The 18,134-nt window shown below is 75.4% G+C and carries 17 protein-coding genes; 12 read left to right on the top strand and 5 right to left on the bottom strand.

Translation table 11 applies throughout. The annotated features are described in order from the left end of the window. Positions 1 to 168 precede the first annotated feature (168 nt). Positions 169 to 1,200, bottom strand: a complete 1,032-nt coding sequence (locus tag RM844_RS11085; RefSeq protein WP_311666876.1) for an RDD family protein — start codon at positions 1,198 to 1,200, stop codon at positions 169 to 171. A gap of 493 nt (positions 1,201 to 1,693) precedes the next feature. On the opposite strand from RM844_RS11085, the gene RM844_RS11080 reads away from it, so the two are divergent. Continuing rightward, positions 1,694 to 1,843: a hypothetical protein gene (locus tag RM844_RS11080; protein ID WP_311666875.1), complete on the top strand. Its 150-nt coding sequence runs from the start codon at positions 1,694 to 1,696 to the stop codon at positions 1,841 to 1,843. A gap of 163 nt (positions 1,844 to 2,006) precedes the next feature. Continuing rightward, positions 2,007 to 3,473 (top strand): hypothetical protein, encoded by a 1,467-nt coding sequence (locus RM844_RS11075; RefSeq protein ID WP_311666873.1) that lies wholly within the window; start codon positions 2,007 to 2,009, stop codon positions 3,471 to 3,473. Between the two features lie 47 nt (positions 3,474 to 3,520). Here the strand turns inward: RM844_RS11075 and RM844_RS11070 are convergent, their stop codons facing one another. Then, positions 3,521 to 4,252, bottom strand: a complete 732-nt coding sequence (locus RM844_RS11070; protein ID WP_311666872.1) for an SGNH/GDSL hydrolase family protein — start codon at positions 4,250 to 4,252, stop codon at positions 3,521 to 3,523. A gap of 57 nt (positions 4,253 to 4,309) precedes the next feature. Continuing rightward, the gene (locus RM844_RS11065; protein ID WP_311666871.1) at positions 4,310 to 5,254 is read right to left on the bottom strand and encodes an aminoglycoside phosphotransferase family protein; all 945 of its coding nucleotides are present in this window, start codon (positions 5,252 to 5,254) and stop codon (positions 4,310 to 4,312) included. Between the two features lie 94 nt (positions 5,255 to 5,348). Between RM844_RS11065 and RM844_RS11060 the strand changes: the two genes are divergently transcribed. From RM844_RS11060 to RM844_RS11030, 7 genes are read left to right on the top strand one after another with little or no spacing between them, the layout of a single operon-like run. Beyond that, positions 5,349 to 6,389: a S66 peptidase family protein gene (locus RM844_RS11060; RefSeq protein WP_311666870.1), complete on the top strand. Its 1,041-nt coding sequence runs from the start codon at positions 5,349 to 5,351 to the stop codon at positions 6,387 to 6,389. Continuing rightward, the gene (locus RM844_RS11055) at positions 6,373 to 6,873 is read left to right on the top strand and encodes a hypothetical protein (RefSeq protein WP_311666869.1); all 501 of its coding nucleotides are present in this window, start codon (positions 6,373 to 6,375) and stop codon (positions 6,871 to 6,873) included. Before RM844_RS11060 ends, RM844_RS11055 begins: the two co-directional genes overlap by 17 nt. Continuing rightward, on the top strand, positions 6,866 to 8,116 hold the full coding sequence (locus tag RM844_RS11050; RefSeq protein ID WP_311666868.1) for a hypothetical protein: 1,251 nt from the start codon (positions 6,866 to 6,868) through the stop codon (positions 8,114 to 8,116). The genes RM844_RS11055 and RM844_RS11050 overlap by 8 nt, the downstream gene beginning before the upstream one ends. After that, complete coding sequence (locus tag RM844_RS11045; RefSeq protein WP_311666867.1) at positions 8,116 to 10,194, top strand: aminotransferase class III-fold pyridoxal phosphate-dependent enzyme; 2,079 nt, start codon at positions 8,116 to 8,118, stop codon at positions 10,192 to 10,194. The genes RM844_RS11050 and RM844_RS11045 overlap by 1 nt, the downstream gene beginning before the upstream one ends. After that, on the top strand, positions 10,191 to 10,784 hold the full coding sequence (locus RM844_RS11040) for a class I SAM-dependent methyltransferase (RefSeq protein WP_311666866.1): 594 nt from the start codon (positions 10,191 to 10,193) through the stop codon (positions 10,782 to 10,784). The genes RM844_RS11045 and RM844_RS11040 overlap by 4 nt, the downstream gene beginning before the upstream one ends. A 12-nt stretch (positions 10,785 to 10,796) precedes the next feature. Next, positions 10,797 to 11,534 (top strand): radical SAM/SPASM domain-containing protein, encoded by a 738-nt coding sequence (locus RM844_RS11035; RefSeq protein WP_311666865.1) that lies wholly within the window; start codon positions 10,797 to 10,799, stop codon positions 11,532 to 11,534. Continuing rightward, on the top strand, positions 11,534 to 12,322 hold the full coding sequence (locus tag RM844_RS11030; RefSeq protein ID WP_311666864.1) for a ChbG/HpnK family deacetylase: 789 nt from the start codon (positions 11,534 to 11,536) through the stop codon (positions 12,320 to 12,322). Before RM844_RS11035 ends, RM844_RS11030 begins: the two co-directional genes overlap by 1 nt. A 46-nt stretch (positions 12,323 to 12,368) precedes the next feature. Here the strand turns inward: RM844_RS11030 and RM844_RS11025 are convergent, their stop codons facing one another. Then, the gene (locus RM844_RS11025; RefSeq protein WP_311666863.1) at positions 12,369 to 14,042 is read right to left on the bottom strand and encodes a histidine phosphatase family protein; all 1,674 of its coding nucleotides are present in this window, start codon (positions 14,040 to 14,042) and stop codon (positions 12,369 to 12,371) included. A gap of 256 nt (positions 14,043 to 14,298) precedes the next feature. Between RM844_RS11025 and metG the strand changes: the two genes are divergently transcribed. The 3 genes from metG (at position 14,299) to RM844_RS11010 (ending at position 17,447) form a co-directional block, all read left to right on the top strand. Next, positions 14,299 to 15,852, top strand: coding sequence for a methionine--tRNA ligase (gene metG / locus RM844_RS11020; protein ID WP_311666862.1), 1,554 nt, complete (start codon positions 14,299 to 14,301; stop codon positions 15,850 to 15,852). Positions 15,853 to 16,032: 180 nt separating this feature from the next. Beyond that, positions 16,033 to 16,842, top strand: a complete 810-nt coding sequence (locus tag RM844_RS11015) for an FkbM family methyltransferase (RefSeq protein WP_311666861.1) — start codon at positions 16,033 to 16,035, stop codon at positions 16,840 to 16,842. Between the two features lie 161 nt (positions 16,843 to 17,003). Further along, the gene (locus tag RM844_RS11010; RefSeq protein ID WP_311666860.1) at positions 17,004 to 17,447 is read left to right on the top strand and encodes an HIT family protein; all 444 of its coding nucleotides are present in this window, start codon (positions 17,004 to 17,006) and stop codon (positions 17,445 to 17,447) included. A 61-nt stretch (positions 17,448 to 17,508) separates the two neighbouring features. Here the strand turns inward: RM844_RS11010 and RM844_RS11005 are convergent, their stop codons facing one another. Beyond that, positions 17,509 to 17,733, bottom strand: a complete 225-nt coding sequence (locus tag RM844_RS11005) for a hypothetical protein (RefSeq protein WP_311666859.1) — start codon at positions 17,731 to 17,733, stop codon at positions 17,509 to 17,511. Positions 17,734 to 18,134 lie beyond the last annotated feature (401 nt).

Raw genomic sequence — 18,134 nt, 5'->3', positions numbered from 1 at the left:
TGATCGTTTGCCCGCATCGCGCCCGGTGTGCGACCGCCCCGGCGCCGGTCCACCGGCCCCCTTACGCCAAGCCCGCCGGCCCCGCGGACCCGGCTGACCCGGCTGACCCGGCGGCGGACGCTCCCCGCCCTGGACCGACCGGTCAACCGGCAACCGGCCGGCTCCCGGTCAGCCCGCGGCAGCCGGGGGCTGACCCGGCGGCACCCCGGTCCGGCCGGGCTCGCCGGCCGGACCGCCCGGACCGGCCAGGCCACTCGGACCGGCCGGGGCATTCGGACCGGCCGGGTCGGCGGACGCGGTGGCCGGGACCCCCGCGCCGCCCGGCGCGCCGGGCACGGCGGTGGCGCTCGTCGGGTCGGGCGGGTCGGCGGGCGCCGAGGCCGGGCGGCCGCCCGGTATGAGCTGGCGTCCCCGGCCGATGACGGCCCTGGTCCGCTCGGACTCGGCGACCCGCTGGGCGGCCTGCCAGGCGGCCCGCCCGCCCTGGGCGGTGTACCGGGCGGTGGCCGCCGCGGTCGCCCCGAGCAGGCCACCGTGCACCCGGGTACCCGCGAAGCGGTCGGCCAACGAGCGGCGCCGGCCCACCAGGGCCGGTATCGCGTTGGCCAGATAGACCACGACGGCCAGCACCAGCACGAAGCCGGCCGCCAGGAAGGCCCCCGCCATCAACAGCACGCAGGCCAGGGCGAGCAGCGCCGTGTCGGCGACCGTGGTGACGGCGGCCCGCACCGCCGCCTGGCGACGGCTCGGCCGCCACGGGCCGGGCGCCTCCGTGCCCGGCCGCGGCTCGCGCGCACCGGCCACCCGCAGGCCGACCAGGCCCTTGCCGAGCGTGGTGCCGGCGAAGGCCAGCGCCAGGAACTGGTAGAGGAAGACGGCCAGCACCAGCAGCCCGAAGCCCTGCTGCACCGCCCGGACGGAACGGTTCCACAGGGACTCGCCCAACGCGCGGCCCGCGTCGCCGAGGTCGCCCCCCGAGGTGACGACCTTCCACACCCCGGTCTCGGCGAGCCCGGGGGCGTCGGTGAGCATGGCGCTGATCCGCTGGAAGGTGAAGGTGCCGAGCAGTGTCGCCACCACGAGCACCAGCGAGAAGTCCACCAGCCACGCCACGATCCGGCGCCAACTCGGCGCGCGCGCCCCGCCGGCCGCCTCGCCGCCCACCGGCACCGTCCCCGGCGCCCCGTAAGTCTCCGTCATCCCCGGCCCCCCGAAACCGCTCGATCCCCGACCACACCGCGCACGGCCGACGCCCCGGCACGGGGCTGTTCGACCGTCTGCTCTGTGCTGGCACATCGTAGCGACGCCCACTGACAGCGTGACTGACGCCGCCGTAGACGCCGTCGCCGACAGGGACGTCGATACGCCGCGATCGGTTCGGTGGGGCGGCTCGACGTCCCACCGCGCCCGGTCGGCCCACGGCGCCGGCCCGCTGCCGACCAGGCGCGCCGCGCACCCGACGGCCGTTGCCGCGGCCGACCGGACGTGCCGCCGACCGGACCGCCGCTGCCGACCGGGGGCGCCGCCGACACGGCTGCCGCGCCCGCCGAGGCGATCACATGCGATCAATCTGCCGCAAGGCGAGATCAACTGCCGCCAACCGTGAGCAATCTGGCAATCGCGGAACTGGCCGTCCCCGCCCAAGCGTCCTGTGGGCGACGGGTTTGACGCGGCGTGCGGGGGTGCGTGCGGAATGACCGGTACCACGAGCTGGCGTCGGATGGCCTGCGGCGTCGCGGCGGCGGTGCTGCTGGTGGTCCTCGGCGTCACGGTCCGGGACGAGGGTGCCGGGGAGCCGCCCGCCCCCAGCGTCGGGCCCGCCGCCCCGGCCCGCGCCGACTGACCCCGGCGGCCGGGCGCGCCGCCGGCGCCGACAGCGCCCCCGGCCGCGCGACGGGCCGGCGGAGCCGAACGAAAGCCGAAGGAAAGCGCCGTCCACAGAGTGGTGCCTGGCCCGGTCTCTCGCGAGCCGGGCCGACCGTGAGCACGAGCAGTACAGGGGAAGCATGTCCAACTACCAGCAGCCACCGGCGCGGCAGCCCGGTGGCCCGCTCCCGGCCCACCCGGGCCACGGGTATCCGGCCCAGGCCGGCCCCGGTCCGAACGGCCCGCCCGGCTACGGCTACCCGCCCGGCCCCGGCCAGCGGCCTGGCCCGGCCGCCCACCCCGGGCCGCCGCCCCCGGCCCGCCGGCGGCGCTCCGGGGCCCTGCTGGGTCTCGTGCTGGCGCTGGTCCTGATCGCCGGGGCGGTCACGGCCGGCGTGCTGCTCCTCGGTGACGACGGCGACAGCGGATCCGACCTGGCGGTCCACCCGGAGCTGTCGGAGCTGCCCTTCCCCGACGCCGGCGCGCTGCGCCACGAGGACGGCCAGGAGGGGATGTGCCTGGCGGTCGAGGAGCTGCTGGCCGCCCGCGGCTACGCGCTCTTCGGCGGTTCGAGCGCCGGCGACACCATCCAGTGCGTGCTGGGCGCCCCCGGCACCTCGCAGCTCGCCGACGGCTCCCACAACCTCCAGGCCGTCGTGGCCCTCACCCGGGGCGACGGCGCCGCCTACGACACCTACCTCGCCACCGCCGAGCGGGCCAGGGAGAACCTCGCCGACGACACCACCTTCACCTTCAGCGAGCTGGCCGGGTTCCCCGCCGGGGAGGAGGGGTTCATCGACCAGAACGTCTGGACCGGTGGGCCATCCGGCAGCGCCACGGCCGCCTTCCGCTCCGGCGACGACACCTTCTACCTCCACATCAGCGGCAGTCTGGTCTACCTGCACTCCGACACCGACAGCGAGCCGCTCACCGTGGAGACCACCCGCGGCGAGCTGGTGGACGTGGTGAAGACCCTCGCCGGCGACGGGGCCACGGGGGAGCCCCTCATCACGCCGGCCGAGCTGGCCGAGTACCCCGGCCTGCCGGAGCTGACCGAGCCGCTGCTGCCGGACGGCTCCGGGGCGGAGAGCTGCGCCGCCGTCGCGTCGGTGGCCGAGCGGTACAGCCTGGGCGTCGAGGCCGAGAGCCCGAACGGCGGGACCCTCCCCTCCACCCAGTGCGCGTACGCCATCGGTACCGAGCATCCCCGCTTTGCCGAGGCCGGTCTGCCGCACTACCGGATCGAGGTGACCCAGTACGACTACGGCGGCGCGCCCGAGGGGCTGCTCCCCACCGAGGACCTGGGCCGCGACCTGCGCGGCGTGATAGCCAACGAGGTGGACCCGTTCACCGAGAGCACCGAGGTGACGCTCGGTCCGCTCTACGCGCTGCCGGTCGGGGAGTCCGGGTACCTCGTGCACACCACCGAGGACAGCGCGTACGGCAACGGCATAGGCACCCACCTGGACGCCGGGTACGTGATCGGCGAGCGGTACGTCAGGATCCGGCTGGGCGGGGCCGACTGGGACAGCGGTGACGCCATGGGCTTCTCCGAGGAGCGGCTGGTGGAGCTGCTCGGCGAGGTGCTCACCGCGATGGAGGGCTGACCCCGGTCCCCGGGGTGCCCCCGTGGCACCCCGGGTGGCCGGGCCGCTCAGTCGGGCAGCCCGGCGGCCACCGCGCCGGCCCACCGGCGGTAGCCGGCGGCCGACGGGTGGAAGCGGTCCCGGGAGAAGAAGTCCGGTCCGACCGGCGCGAGTCCGGTCGAGTCCAGCCACGCGGCGGCCGGCCGGGCCGCGCACACCCGCCGGGAGGTCGCGTCCAGTGCCCCGGCCCGCTTGGCCAGATAGCGGCCCAGCGTGGTCGGGAGCGAGGGGAAGGCGCGGAACGGCGGGATGCCCGGCACCACGACGCGCGCGGCCCGATCGGCCAACTCGTCGATGGTGGCCGCCAGTTCCTCACCCCACTCGGTGGGGGAACGTCGCGCCAGCACGTCGTTGACGCCGGCCAGCAGTACCGCCAGGTCCAGGTCGGTGCCGCGCAGTTCGGGGAGCAGCCGGTGCCGGACGCGCCGGATCGTGGCCCCGTGCCGCCCGACGACCTCCCAGCTCACCGGACGTCCGGTGCGTCCGGCCAGCTCGCGGGCCAGGCAGCCGGCGAAGCCCTCGGCGTGCGTCGCCACCCCGCAGCCGGCGGCCGTCGACTCACCCACCACGGCGAGCCGGAACGGCGCCGGACCGCCCTCGTCCCCTCCGGCGTCCCCGGCCCCGGCCCCGGCGGCCGGCGCCTCGCCGCTGGTCGGTCCGTCAGCCGGCGGCAACACCTCGGTCGCGGCCCGAACGCGCAGCCCCTGGTAGGCGAGCACCGGCAGCAGCAGCGGATTCACGACCGGAGCATGACACGCGGGGTCAACGGCCCACAAGCGGCGGCCTGAGGCGTCCCGCTACGTCAGCCGCCGGTCGAGCCAGCGCAGCACGACCTCGGACTCCAGGCGTTGGAAGGACCGCACGGCGGGCGGCCCCGGGGTCGTCGAGACCACCGCGAAGCGCCCGGCGAGTGCGGCCAGCACGCGGTTGACCAGCTCGGCCGGCGCGCCGTGCCCGGCCGGGTGCGCGGCCAGCAGCCGGTCGGGGTCCGGCGCGCCCTGCACGGCGGCGCAGAGCGCGAAGATCAGCGGGTCGATCCAGGCGGCCCCGACCGCGGCCTGGGCCCAGTCGACGAAGACCACCCCGCCGTCGGGGCGGATGATGATGTTGTCGGACCGCAGGTCGGAGTGGAGCAGCGTCTCGCCGGCTCTCGCCTCCTCCAGTCCGGCCTCCAGGGCGGCCAACGTCGCGACGCCGTGGCGCCACCGCGGTGGCAGGTGCCGCTCCGCCGAGCCGTCGGCCGTCAGGGCCGCCCAGTTCCGCCAGTCGGCGAGGTCGCCACCCCAGGGCTCCAGGCCCGAGACCGGGCTCGGGGTGGCGAGCGCGGTCAGCCGGGTGAGCTGCGCCGTGACGCGGTCCAGTCGGCGGTCGTCCCAGGGCAGCTCCACCGCGGACGCCCCCGCGTCCTCGAAGACCAGGGCGAGCCAGCCGCGCTCCCTGACCACGCCCAGGCACCGGGGCGCCGGCAACGTCCCAGGCAGCCGCACGGCAATCGCTGATTCCCGCTCGTAAAGCATTGTGGCGAACTCGTCAGCCGTGCGTTCGACGGCCTTGACGAAGGCCGGACGGCCGTTGGCGCAGCGCACCCGGCTGGCTATGCCCGCAGAGAAACCGCCCCACTGTGTCTGATGTCGGATGATGGGAGAACCCAGCAACTCGCCGACCGCACCGGTAAGTTCGTGCGGCGCCTCCGGCCAGGGGAGGCGGTTGCCCGCCACCACGGCGTTGCTTGCCCCGGTCACGTCCACGCTCCTTGATCAGGGGGAGGGCCGCCGCCTTACGGGGTGCCGCCCGACCTGTTCCACACGTTATCGTGCCCCCTAGCGATTCGCGATAGTGATCCTTACTGAAGCGGGGAGAGCTGTGCAGCAGGCGGAAGCGTTCCGGCCTTTACTCCGACCACACCGGCTCCGCCCGGGCGATGTCGTGGGCATCGCCGCCCCCTCCGGACCCGTGCTGTTCCCCGAACGTCTCGACCGGGGCGTGCGGGCGCTGGAAGCCAGGGGCTTCCGGGTCAGCGTCGGGCCGGTCGCGGCGAGTCGGGGCGGGTCGCGGAGCGCCGAAGAACGGGCCGCGGAGCTCAACGGGCTGATCCGCGACCCCGAGGTGCGGGCCGTCGTCGCGGCCATCGGCGGCTACCGCAGCAACGGGCTGCTGGAGCTGGTCGACTGGGCGGCGCTGCGCGCTGACCCCAAGATCCTCGTCGGGTACAGCGACATCACGGCGCTCCTCCTGGGCGCGGTGCGCGCCGCCGGAGTGGTCGCCTTCCACGGTCCGACGGTGCTGCCCGAGCTGGCGGAGTACCCGGACGTGCTGCCGCCGACGGCGGCCGGCTTCCTGCGGGCGCTGACCGACCCGCGTCCCCTCGGCAGGATCGAACCGGTCGCCGAGTGGACCGAGGAGTTCCTGGCCTGGGGCTCGGCCGACCACCGGCCCCGGCTGACGGAGCCGGCGGCGGAGTGGACCTGGCTCGGCGACGGCACCGCCTCGGGGCCGCTGCTCGGCGGGAACCTGGAGACCCTGTGCTGCCTGGCCGGCACCCGTTTCCTCCCCGACTTCGACGGCGCCGTCGTCTGCCTGGAGACCACGGCCACCACACTGGACCTGATCGACCGGGACCTCGACCACCTCGCGATGCTCGGCGTCTTCGACCGCATGGCGGGCCTGGTGTTCGGGCACTCGTTCCGGGGCGGCGCCGGCTTCCAGGCGGAGTTGGAACAGCGCCTGACGGAACGGTTCGCCGCTCGCTCCGTGCCCTGTCTCCTGGGCCCCCACCTCGGACACACCGACCCGATGCCCACCCTGCCCCTCGGAGCGCGCTGCGCCCTGGACACCCGGCGCCGGGTCCTGGAGGTCATCGATGCGGCCGTCCGCTGACGGGGACCGGCCCTGCCCGGCGCTCGGCCCGATCCTGCGCGCCCTGCGCGTGGACCGCTTCGAACGGGTCGGCGAGGTGCCGGCGGTGCCCGCGGACGGCCGCGGCCGGGTCCGCTACCCGCACCGGACCGAGGTGGTGCGGGCCCTCGGGGACGCCGAGGCGGGACAGCGCGGCGAACCCTGGTCGTTGCGGTCCTTCGGCACCGACTTCGACCTGCTGCTGCGCGGCTGGCCTCGGCTGGGCATGAGCCGCGTCTACTCGCTCGGCTGGGGCCTGGCCTCCGGTGCCCAGCACCAGCGGCTGCTGCTCGTCCAGGCGGTCGGCGACGCCGCGGAACTGGCCGGTCTGGCGCGGGCCGTCGCCCCGCCGGCGGACGCCCCGGTGCGCTGGGCGGCCGCCGTCGGCGACTTCCACGGCCGGCCGTGCCTGCGGGCCGCCGCCGTGCCGGCGACGGGTGGCCCCGGGGACGGTGGCCATGCTTGACACCGCCTACCTCCGGGCCCTCACCGAGGCCGAACTCGTCGCGCCCGGCGGCTACTTCAGCGGCAGCACGGTCTGGCGGGAACGCGGTCTTGCCTGCGTGGAGCTGCTGGTCGACGCCTACCTGCGGCGGCTCGCCGAGTTCAGCGACCCGGAGCGCGTCGAGCACCCCTTCCTGCTGCCTCGCGGCCCCTACCGGGAGGTCTTCCCCGACTACCGGAACGTGTACAGCACCCGGCCGGCCCGCGACCACCGGCCGTCCTGGGTGCTGCGCCCGGACAACCTGGACGCCAGCGTGCGCGCGCTCACCGCCGCCGGGCACGACGGCCCGCTGGTCGCGGTCGGCGGGCTGCTGCGGCACTTCCGCGGACCGGTGCAACCGCTCTTCCGGGAGCGGTACATCTGGCCGGCGGTCCAGGTCACCCACCTGGTGCCCGCCGGCGAGGCCCTCGCGACCCTCGACCGGCACCAGCGCGCGCTGGAGGACTTCCTGGCGGACCTCGCGCTGCCCGTGGTCTCGGTGACCACCGACGCCCACCCCGGCTACGGGGTGCCCTGCCACCTCACCGTGACCTGTCTGCCGGACGGCAGGCCGACCGTGTTGTCGACGTCCTACCTCATGTCGGAGGAGCGCGCCCGGGCCCTGGGGGTCCTCGACGCCGTGCTGGACATCGGCTTCACCGGCAAGCTGCTCGCGCTGGTCGCCGGTCACCACCGCGACCCCCGCCACCTCCTGTTGCCGTCCCGCCTGGCCCCGGTCCAGGTCGGGGTCACCCACCAGGGGGACGGCCAGGCGCCTCCCGAAGTGGCCGACTGGCTCCGCCGGCTGGCCGCCCAGGGCGTCCGGGTCGCCAGCACCGGCGCCGCCCCGCTCCGTGGCCACCGCCGCCGGGCCGAACGGCGCTGGCTCAGGTCCGGCGCCCCCCTCGTCGTCACCCACGGCCGCACGACGACGCTGACCCGCCGACTGCCGCTCCGCCGGGACCCCGTCGACGCGCTCCCCGAGGACGCCGCCCTCAGGGCCGAACTGGCAGCCAGCGACCGGCGGTTGCGGGCCCACACGGACCGCAGGTTCCGGCGCGCCCTGTGGGACAGCGACCTGCTGCGCACCGTCTGCGACACGTGCGCGGCCCGACACCGTCTGCCGGTCCTCGGGCACCTGACCCCGCCGCGCACCGGACCGTGCTCGACGTGCTCCGGCACCGGCGCGGTGGTCCTGGTCAGCGAGGCCGGCAGGTTCTACTGATGAGAGGGCACGCCTTGAACCACCGCCAGGGCCCCGCCGACCCGGGCCGGGTCGTCGACATCACCACCACGTCCGTGGGCCGCGACACCATCATCACCACCTACCGCAGCTTCTTCTCCCAGGTCTCCTTCTCCGGCCACTACCGGGTGTTCGTCACCATCGACCCGGCCTACGAGATACCCGAGGAGGAGAGCCGCCGGGTCGAGGAGTTCCTCCGCACGCTGCCCGAGACCCACCCGCGGGTGCGGGAGGTCGTCGTCGACCGGCTCCCCAGGCAGGTGGGGTTGCAGGGCGCCCTCGCCATCCTGCTGGCCCGCACCACCGCCCCGATCGGGGTCCACCTGGAGGACGACTGGGAGTTCACCGGCCCGATCGACCTCGACCTGCTCGTCGAGGAGTTGGCGACGCACGGCGGCACCCAGATCGTGCTGACCAACTCGCACGTGGCGCGCGGCGGCACCTTCGAACGAGCCGCGGAGGTGGAGCCGGTCCCCGCGTCCCGCGCCGGGCTGCTGCGGCTGACCGCCGCCAGCTGGGCCGCCCACTACCTTCCGCTCTGCCCCCACCTGCACCGCACCGAGGTCTGGGCGCCCACCATCGCCCGGGCGCTGGCGCTGACCGACCCGCTCCGCTGCCCGGACGAACGCGTCCGGGAACGGATCATCGCCGAACAGACCACCGGCGACCACGACGTGCTGTGGACGCCGCGGGTGGTCGCCGACGACATCGGCCGCGCCTGGCTGGAACGACGCGGTGGGTACAAGGCGATCACCCCCGAACACCGGGCCGCCGCCGAGGAGTTGCCCCCGCCCCCCACCTCCGGTGGGCCGCTGCGGCTGGCCCGGTCAGCCGCGCTGCTGACCCGGGCGGCCGCGGTCATCCCCGGGATCACCCAGACCTTCCACAAACGGCCGGAGAACTTCGCCCCCGGCGCCTACCCCGGGTACGCCGAACGCGGCTCGGGCGCGGTCCTGTGGGACGCCGACGGCAACGGCTACGTGGACTTCGTGATGGCCCTGGGCGCCGCCACCCTCGGCTACGACCACCCCGCCATCAACAACGTGCTCCGTGAACGTCTCGGCCGCGGCACGCTGTTGTCCCTGCCCAGCCCGAGCGAGGTCGCGGCCGCCGAGGAACTCACCGCGGCCCTCCCCGGGGTGGACATGGTCCGGTTCCTCAAGACCGGGGCCGAGGCCTGCGCCGCGGCCGTCCGGCTGGCGCGGCACCACACCGGGCGGGAGCGGATCCTGCTGGCCGGCTACCACGGCTGGCACGACCAGCTGAGCGGCCCGAGCCCCGGCGTCCCGGCCGCCGCGGCGCGGCTCGGCGAACGGCACACGCTGGACGACGACGCGGACGACCAGCGCTTCCTGGCGGCGCTGCGGGACGAGGGCGACGAGCTGGCCGCCGTTCTGCTGAGCACCCCCTACCACCGGCGCCTGCGCGCCGAGTTCCTGCACGACCTGCGCGCGGCCTGCGACCGCACCGGCACCCTCCTGGTCCTCGACGAGATCGTCACCGGCTTCCGGCTCGCCCCCGGCGGTCTCGGGCAGTGGCACCGGGTCCGGGCGGACCTGGTCTGCCTCTCCAAGGGACTGGCCGCCGGGCTGCCGCTGGCCGCCGTCGCCGGCCCGGCGGGTGTGCTGGCGGACCTCGCCCGGCTCCGGGTCTCCACCACCTTCGGCGGCGAACTGCTCGCCCTGGAGGCGATGCGCGTCGCCCTGCGCGAGTACGCCAGGGGCGACTACTACCGGCACATCGCCACCCTCGGCCGGCGGCTGCGGGACGGCGTCAACGCCGAGGCCGCCCGGCTGGGCCTGGCGCCGGTGCTGGTCGGCTACGACCCGATGCCCTGCCTCCGGCTGGCCCCGGAACCGGCCGACCACGCGCGCCGGGCCGAACAACTGCTCGCCGGCATGGCCCGCCGCGGCTTCCTGCTGCGCCGGGACGTCAACTTCGTCTCGGCGGCGCACACCACCGGCCAGATCGACGCGGCCGTCGCCGCCGCCGCCGAAGCGCTGACCGAGGCGGTCGCCGACACCGGGCGCTGGCACGGCACCGGCGGGGGAGCGTCGTGACCCGGCCGCGGGTCACCCGCGCCGAGTGGGACACCCAGTACCGCGCCGGACGGTGGGACTACCTGGGCGGGCGGGGCGAGTCCGTCCGGTACGACCACCTCGCCGCGTTCGCCGGGCGCACGGGGGCCGGAAGCGTCCTCGACATCGGGTGCGGCGCCGGCGTGCTCCGCGAGGTGCTCGGCGGGGACGGATACCAGGGCGGCTACCTCGGCGTGGACTGGTCCCTCCAGGCCCTGCCCCCGCAGCCGTCGCCCGCCCGCCACCGTTTCCTCTGCGCCGACGTGGGCCGACTGCCCCTGGCCGTCCCGGCGTTCGACCTGATCGTCGCGGGCGAGGTCCTCTACTACCTCGACGACCCCGCCGCCGCCTTGGCGCGCGCACGCCGCCTGCTGCTGCCCGGCGGGACGCTGGTCGCCTCCTGCTACCAACCACGCGCCGACCAGGGCAGCCGCTGGTTGCCCGCGGTAGCCCGACTCGACGCGCTGCTCGCCACGGCCACCGGCGGCGCCGGGCCGGTGCGGCTCACCGAGCCGACCAACGGCCGCCGCTGGCACGTCTACCACGTCCCCGCCGTCCCGTCCCCGTCCTAGGAGAGGTGCACCATGGGGGTTTTCTCCGACCACCAGCCGATGTTCGTCGAGGTTGAGACGACCACGTACTGCAACCGGCGTTGCGACTACTGCCCGAACAGCGTCTTCGACCGGGGCCTGCGGCGGAACGAGGTGCAGATGCCCACGGAGCTGTTCGAGAAGATCGTCCGCGATCTCGGCGACAACAACTACTGCCAGCAGTTCAGCCCGCACAACTACGGTGAGCCGCTGGCCGACCAGCGGATGCCGGACCTCCTGGAGCTGGCCCGCGAGGCGATGCCGTTGGCCAGGATCGCCCTCTACACCAACGGGGACTTCCTGACCCCCGAACTGTTCGACCGGCTGCTGCCCAGCGTGGACGCCTTCATCGTCACGCAGCACGGCGAGAAGATGCCGCCCGGCGTGGCGCGGATCCTGGACCGGGCCGGCGGCAGCCACCCCAAGCTGCGGTACAAGACCTCCCAGCAGATCAAGCTGAACGCCTCCAACCGGGCCGGCCTGATCCCGATCGAGGTCAGGCAACGCAAGGCGTGCGGCGTGGTGATGAACGAGATGCACATCAACGCCCACGGCCAACTGATCCTGTGCTGCGAGGACTTCCTGGCCCGCAAGGTGTTCGGGAACATGGCCGACACCACCGTCGAGGAGGCCTGGTCCTCGCCGGAGCGGCTGGCCGTGCACCGCGGCAACATCCGTGGCGAGTTCGCGCTCCCGCAGTGCCGCACCTGCGGCTACGGGAGGATGTTCTGATGCCCCGCCCCGCCCGGTCGGCGGACGCCGGCCGGGTCCGGCTGGTCGTGCAGGCGGACGACCACGGGGCCTGCCCGGCCGTCAGCGACGGCATCCTGCGCTGCTTCCAGGCCGGCGTGGTCACCCAGGCTTCGGTGATCGTGCCGGCGCCCGACGCGCCGCGGGCCATCGCCGCGGCGCTGGCGGCCGGGCTGCCGCTCGGCGCCCACCTGGCCCTGCTCTGCGAGTGGGAGGGGCTGCGCTGGGGGCCGCTCACGGCGGCGCCCTCCCTGCGGGCGGTCGACGGCGCCTTTCCCGACGACCTGGCGCGGCTGCGCGCCCAGGCCGACCTCGGGGAGGCGGCCGCCGAGCTGCGGGCCCAGCTGCGGGCCGCCACGACCGCGGGAGTGCGCCTGACCCATCTGGAGTCCCACGTGCGGGTCCTGGACCCCGGGCTGCTGGCCCGGATCAGCGCCGAGTTCGGGCTGCCCTGCCGGGACGAGGTGCCGGCGCCGGGGGTGCCGATGGCCCTCGACTCGCTCTGGCACCTCTCCCTCCAGGACCCGGCGACCAAGGCCGAGGCGCTGGCCCGGCACGTCGCCGGGCTGGGGCCCGGCACCCACATGGTCGTCGCGCACCCGGCCGAGGACCGCCCGGAGCTGCTGACCCTGTGCTCGCCCGACTCGCGGCGCTGGAAGTGGGCCAGGGACATCCGGGTCTCCGACACGGCGGCACTGCTCGACCCGAGGTTCCTGGCGAGCTGTGCCGAGCGGGACGTCGAGCTGACCGCCCTGCCCGCGCCCGGCTGACCCCCGGCGCCCGGCTGACCCCCGATCGGCGGGTTCGCCGGGCACCTCAGCCGGTGGCCCAGCGCCGCAGCAGGTCGGCCACCAGGCGGTGCGGCGACCGCCGGCCGGCCGCGCCGTCCCCCAGTGGCCGCCACAGTGCCAGGCCACCGGCCGTCTCCCGGAAGGCGAGGACGGGCCGGGAGCCGCGCCAGGCCGCCCACCGCGGCTCCGGCGCGCGCTCCTGGGCCCCCGGCGACGCCAACGCCGCCGGGGCCGCCTCCAGTTCGACGACGTACCGGCACCCGGCGAGGTCCGGGGCGGCCCGCCCGGCCGCGGCGCGGCGCAGCCGCGCCACCTCCGCCGGCCGGGCGCCCGGCGGCAGCGTGACCACCTCGATCCGGGTCGCCGGTCCGTGCGGCGGCCACGGCCCGCCGGTGGACCGCTCGCCGCCGAGGAGCGCGACGGCGGGCCCCGTGCCCGGGTCCGTCGCGCCCGACACCCGGCCCAGCGCCGCCAGCACGATGTCCGCGAGCCCCGCCGGACCGGCCGCGAACCGGCTTCGCACCCCGGCGAGTTGCGCCGCGTCCAGGACCGGCACCAGGTGGTGCGCCGCGTCACCCGCCCAGGACGGCGGGTCCGTCGCCGCGCGGAGCGGGCCGGCCGGCGCGGGGCGCCCGGCGCCGTCGCCCCGCTCCCGGTGGTAGCGGTCGAGCAACGCGACGCCCAGCCGCCTGGCCTCCTCCGTCCGCGCGATCAGGCCGTGCGTCACCAGGCAGAGCAGGTCCGGCTCGCCCCGCACCACGGTGACCCGGAGCAGCGGCCACTCCACCCCGGAGAGCCGGTCCCCGACGTCCCGACAGACCCAGCCGACGGCGCCGTCCGCCGGCCCCGGGTCCACCACCCAGCAGGCGATCTCCCCCCGCTCCAACACCTCCCGCCGGTCCGCGCCGCCCCTCGCGTCCCGGACGAACCGACTGCGCAGCGGCGGGTGTTCGGCCACGAGGTCGAGCAGCGCCCGGTCCAGCGCCGGCACCTCGATCCGGTCGGGCACCTCCCAGGCCAGCAGGACCTGGTCCCACAGCGGCGCGGGCTCCGGCCCCGGCTGCCGCAGCCGGAGCGCCTGCGCCCCGGTGGGCGGCCCGCTGGCCACCAGCGGCGGCCCGGACGGCCGGTCGACGCGTAACTCCCCGACGGGCACCGGGACAAGCCCGCCGGGCGGCGCGTCCTGACCGGTCAGCGCGTAGATCACCACCCCGTGGGTGACCACCACGAGCCTCTCGGCGGCGTACGCCGACAGGGCCCGCACCACCCGGCGCCGCACCGCCGACAGGGGCTCCCAGGGCCGGCGGCGTCCGTCCGGCCACTCGCCGTCCGCCGCCAGCATCTCGGCCAGCGCCGCCCGGAAGGACACCTGTTCGGCGGCCTCCGGGCCACCGCCCGGCAGCCACTCGCGCAGGTCGGGTTCGACCGCGAGCCGCAGGTCGAGGTCGCGGGCCAGCAAATGTGCGGACTGGAGGGCCCTGGTGACCGGTGAGGAGACCACCAGGGTCGGCCGGTGCGCCCGCAGCCGGTCGCCGGCGGTCCGCACGCGCTCCTCTCCCGCCGGGGTCAACGGGATCAGGTCCGCGGCCAGCGCCGGCTCTCCCCGGCCCGCGACCGACCAGTCGGCCCAGCCGTGTCTGACCAGGTGGCAGCTGGTTTCGATGGTCGGCGGCGCAGCCTCAGGCGCTCGTGCCCGCATGGTCCCCAACTCCCCCGTCGCGCCCCGCGCGAGAGCCCCGAGCGCACTCCCGCCCGCCAAGAGATACCGGCCGCGCCGTGGACCGTCAAGCGACGGTGGCCACCCGCGGCCGCCGGCCGTAGAGTTGCGGGTGCGAATGGTGTGGGCGGTCGCGTTCGGCCGCCGTGACCCAACCGGCTGACCGCCATTCAGGATCTATGCTGAGAGGGTACGTCCAGCCATCACACGCCCCGCAGGTCTTAGAAACCCGAGGACCATGAACCAGGCCGCCTTCATCTCCACGACCATCCCCTACGTCAACGCCAACCCGCACCTGGGGCACGCGTTGGAGTACGTCCAGACGGACACCTTCGCCAGGCACATGTCCTCCATGGGCACCGACACCTACCTGCTCAGCGGGTCCGACGAGAACAGCCTGAAGAACGTGCTGGTCGCGGAGCGCGAGGGGGTCCCGGTCCAGGAGCTGGTCGACCGCAACGTCGTCTTCTTCGAGGAGCTCGCCGCCGAGCTGGGGACCGACCTGACCCGGTTCATCAGGACCAGCGTGGACGCCGACCACCTGCGGGGCGCCGCCGCCATCTGGCGCCGCATGGTCGACCGCGGGGACATCTACACGAAGGACTACGAGGGGCTGTACTGCGTCGGCTGCGAACAGTTCTACGCCCCGGACGAGTTGGCGGACGGCAAGTGCCCCGACCACCTCACCGAGCCGGAGCGCGTCTCCGAGCACAACTACTTCTTCCGGCTCTCCCGCTACCAGGACCAGCTGCTGGAAGCGCTGGAGAAGGGCACCATCCGGATCGTCCCCGAGACCCGGCGGAACGAGGTCACCAGCTTCGTCCGCTCCGGGCTTGAGGACATCAGCGTCTCCCGCTCGACGGCCCGCGCCCGCGGCTGGGGCATCCCGGTCCCGGACGACCCGAGCCAGGTGATGTACGTCTGGATCGACGCCCTCACCAACTACGTCAACGCCCTCGGCTGGGACCGCGACACCCCCGAGTACCAGCGCTACTGGGCCGAGGCGGAGCGCCGTGTGCACGTGGTGGGGAAGGGCGTGACCCGGTTCCACGCCGTGTACTGGCCGGCGATGCTGATGTCAGCGGGGCTGCCGCTGCCGACGGACGTCGTGGTCCACGGGTACATCACCGCCTCCGGGATGAAGATCAGCAAGTCCCTGGGCAACGCCGTCGACCCCCGCGACCTCATCGACCGGTTCGGCGCGAGCGCGGTCCGCTACTACCTCCTGGCGGCCTTCTCCCCCTTCACCGACGGGGACTTCAGCGAGGAACGGCTGATCGAGCGGTACAACGCGGACCTGGCCAACGGGCTGGGCAACCTGGTCAGCCGGGTGACGAGCATGACCACCCGGTACCGGGACGGCGTGGTGCCCGAGTCCGGCCCCCGCACCGAGCTGGAGGAGGGGCTGCTCCGGCAGATCGCCGACTCCGAGCAGCGGTCCGTCGCCGCCATGAGCGGCTACGACCACCGGGAGGCGCTGGCCCGGATCTGGGACCTGGTGCGCAGGACCAACGCCTATATCGACGAACGCGCCCCCTGGCACCTCGCGAAGGACGACGGCGCCGAGGCCCAGGAGGCCCTCTCCACCACGCTGCACCACCTGGCCGGCGCGGTCCGGCAGATCGCCCGCCTGGTGCTCCCCTTCCTCCCGGCGGCCGGCCGGGAGATCCTCACCTCGCTGGGCAGCGACCCGGAGGAGGTGCCGGGCGCGGACCGCTGCCTGGAGGGGCTCGCCGGCAGTGTCGTGACCAAGGGCGCCCCCCTCTTCCCCCGTGTCGAGGCGGCTCCCTGACGGTCCCCCTCGCCCTGCCTCCCGGCCGTGCCCGGGGCGGGCGCTCGGCACCGGCCGGGCCGCACGGCCGGGGGCCGTCGGCGGAACGCCCGCCAAGTTCGCCCGGGCGGCCCGGGCCCCGGGCCGCCCGCCACGCCCAACAGAGCCCACCGCGGGCTCTCCTGAGGGAAGACAGGTGCCATGGAACCGCACGCCCCCGCCCGTCCCGCCGTCGACCTGAACCCGGCGGAGCTGGAGTCCGTCGTCCAGGGCCTCCTGGCCCCCGGCTGCCCGCCGAGCGGCACCGTCCGCCTGGGGCCCTACGAACTCGACTACCTGGCCCCACGGGCCTTCGCCTACACCCTGCGGCTGCTGTTCGGCGACCGGATCTACGACGTCGACGAGCTGGCCGAGCCGGCCCGGATCATCGACGGCGGCGGCTGGCTCGGCCTGAGCGTGCTGCGCTTCCGCGCCCTCTTCCCTGAGGCGCGCATCGTCGTCTTCGAACCCGATCCCGACATATTCCGGCTGTTGTGCCGGAACCTGGAGCGCAACGGCGTCCAGAACGTCGAGCCGGTCCAGGCCGCGCTGGCGGACGCGGACGGCCGACGGACCTTCACGGTGACCGGCCGCGACAGCGGAAGCCTCAACGCGGTGACCCGGGGCGAGCCCCTCGTCGTGGACACCCGCCGCCTCAGTCCCTACACGGCCGAGCCCGTCTCCCTGCTCAAGCTGAACGTGGAGGGCGCGGAGGCGGAGGTCATCGCCGAGCTGGGGGACCGGCTGGAGCGGGTCGACCAGGTGCTGATCGAGTACCACGGCTTCGCCGAACTGCCGCAGACCCTGCACGAGATCCTGGCGCGCCTGCACGAGGCCGGCCACACGTACATCGTCAGCCACTTCAACGAGACCAACCGGTCCTGCGTGCCGCCGCTGCGGCTCTCCGCCTCCTACCGGTACTTCTCGCTGATCTACGCCCGGCGCCTGGGGGCCACCGCGAGCCGGGGCTGACCGGCACCCGCCGCCGCCCGCGCCCGCCGAAGGCGTGAACCCGCGCGCCGGAGCCCCGGCCCCGGCGCCCCGGTCCGGCACAGTCGTGCCCACGGCCCGCGCCCCGCGCCGTCCCCGGACGGCGCGGGTGGGCCCGGCCATCCGCCACACCGGGAGCGACCTTGGGCAACGACGAAGCCTGTGTGTTCTGCGCCATCGCACACGGCCGGGCCGAGGCGAGTGTGGTCTGCGAGGACGAGCACCTGATCGCCTTCGCCGACCTCCAGCCCGTGACCCCGGGGCACCTCCTGGTCGTGCCGAAGACCCACGTGGTCGGGCTGGAGGACCTGCCACCCGAGACGGGCGCGCGGGTGTGGGAGCTGGCGCACCGTCTCGGCCGGGCGCTGCGCCGGAGCGACCTCCGCTGCGCCGGGGTGAACCTCTTCCTCGCCGACGGGGCGGCGGCCTTCCAGGAGGTCTTCCACTTCCACCTGCACGTCTTCCCCCGGTTCCCCGGGGACTCGTTCCGGCTGGTGGCTGACTGGCGGGTGCGGGAGCGGGCGCACCTCGACGCCGTGGCGGACTCGGTGCGGCGGGGGCTCGCCGCGCTGGACGGCCCGGCGTAGCGCCCCGCGCCCGTCTCCCGGCTTCCCATCTTCCCGGCTTCCCGGCGTCCCCGTGAGTCGGTCAGTGCCAGCCGTACCCGTCGCCGAAGTTGAGGGTGTGCTCCAGGACGTCCTCCATCGGGTCGTCGATCTGCCCCGTGCTGACCAGGGCGACGCTCGGCCCGTTGTGCGAGTTGTGGTGCGTCTCGTCGCCGTGCGCCACGCCGGTCTGGAGCACGCCGGCCGCGGCCACGGAAGCGCCGGCGGCCAGCCAACGGGACAGCCTTCGCACAGAGCTGGCGTTCATCGTCGAACTCCTTGTTCCCTCATGTCCCCACGGCGGACCGCCGGTTGGGGTTCTCCGCCTGCCAACTGCCAAGCCAGACAGGAAGTTACGCGTCGCGATCGGTCGCATACGGTGTGCGTTCCGTGTCCGTCCGGTCGGGGCGCCGGCGCGTGCCCGGTCGCGGCCGCCCGGCGCGGTGGCGCCCGCGCCGGGCGGCTCGCCCCGGTGCACGGGGCCCACGCCACGGGGCGCCCCACGGTCCGGCTGCCGGCGGGTCGGCCACCGCGCCGGCCGCTCCGGAGCCCTCGCGGCGGGACACGCTCCGGTGCCGGGCGGCCCCTGGTGACGGGCGGAGGGCGAGGGCGCGGCCGGCGCGCCGCGAGGGACGGGAGCGGCGGCCACCGGCCTTGGCGACGCCCCAG

Source organism: Streptomyces chisholmiae (assembly GCF_031845445.1).
Taxonomy (GTDB): domain Bacteria; phylum Actinomycetota; class Actinomycetes; order Streptomycetales; family Streptomycetaceae; genus Streptomyces; species Streptomyces chisholmiae.
Note: the sequence above shows the minus strand (reverse complement) of the source record. Positions and strands in the feature narration are given on the sequence as shown.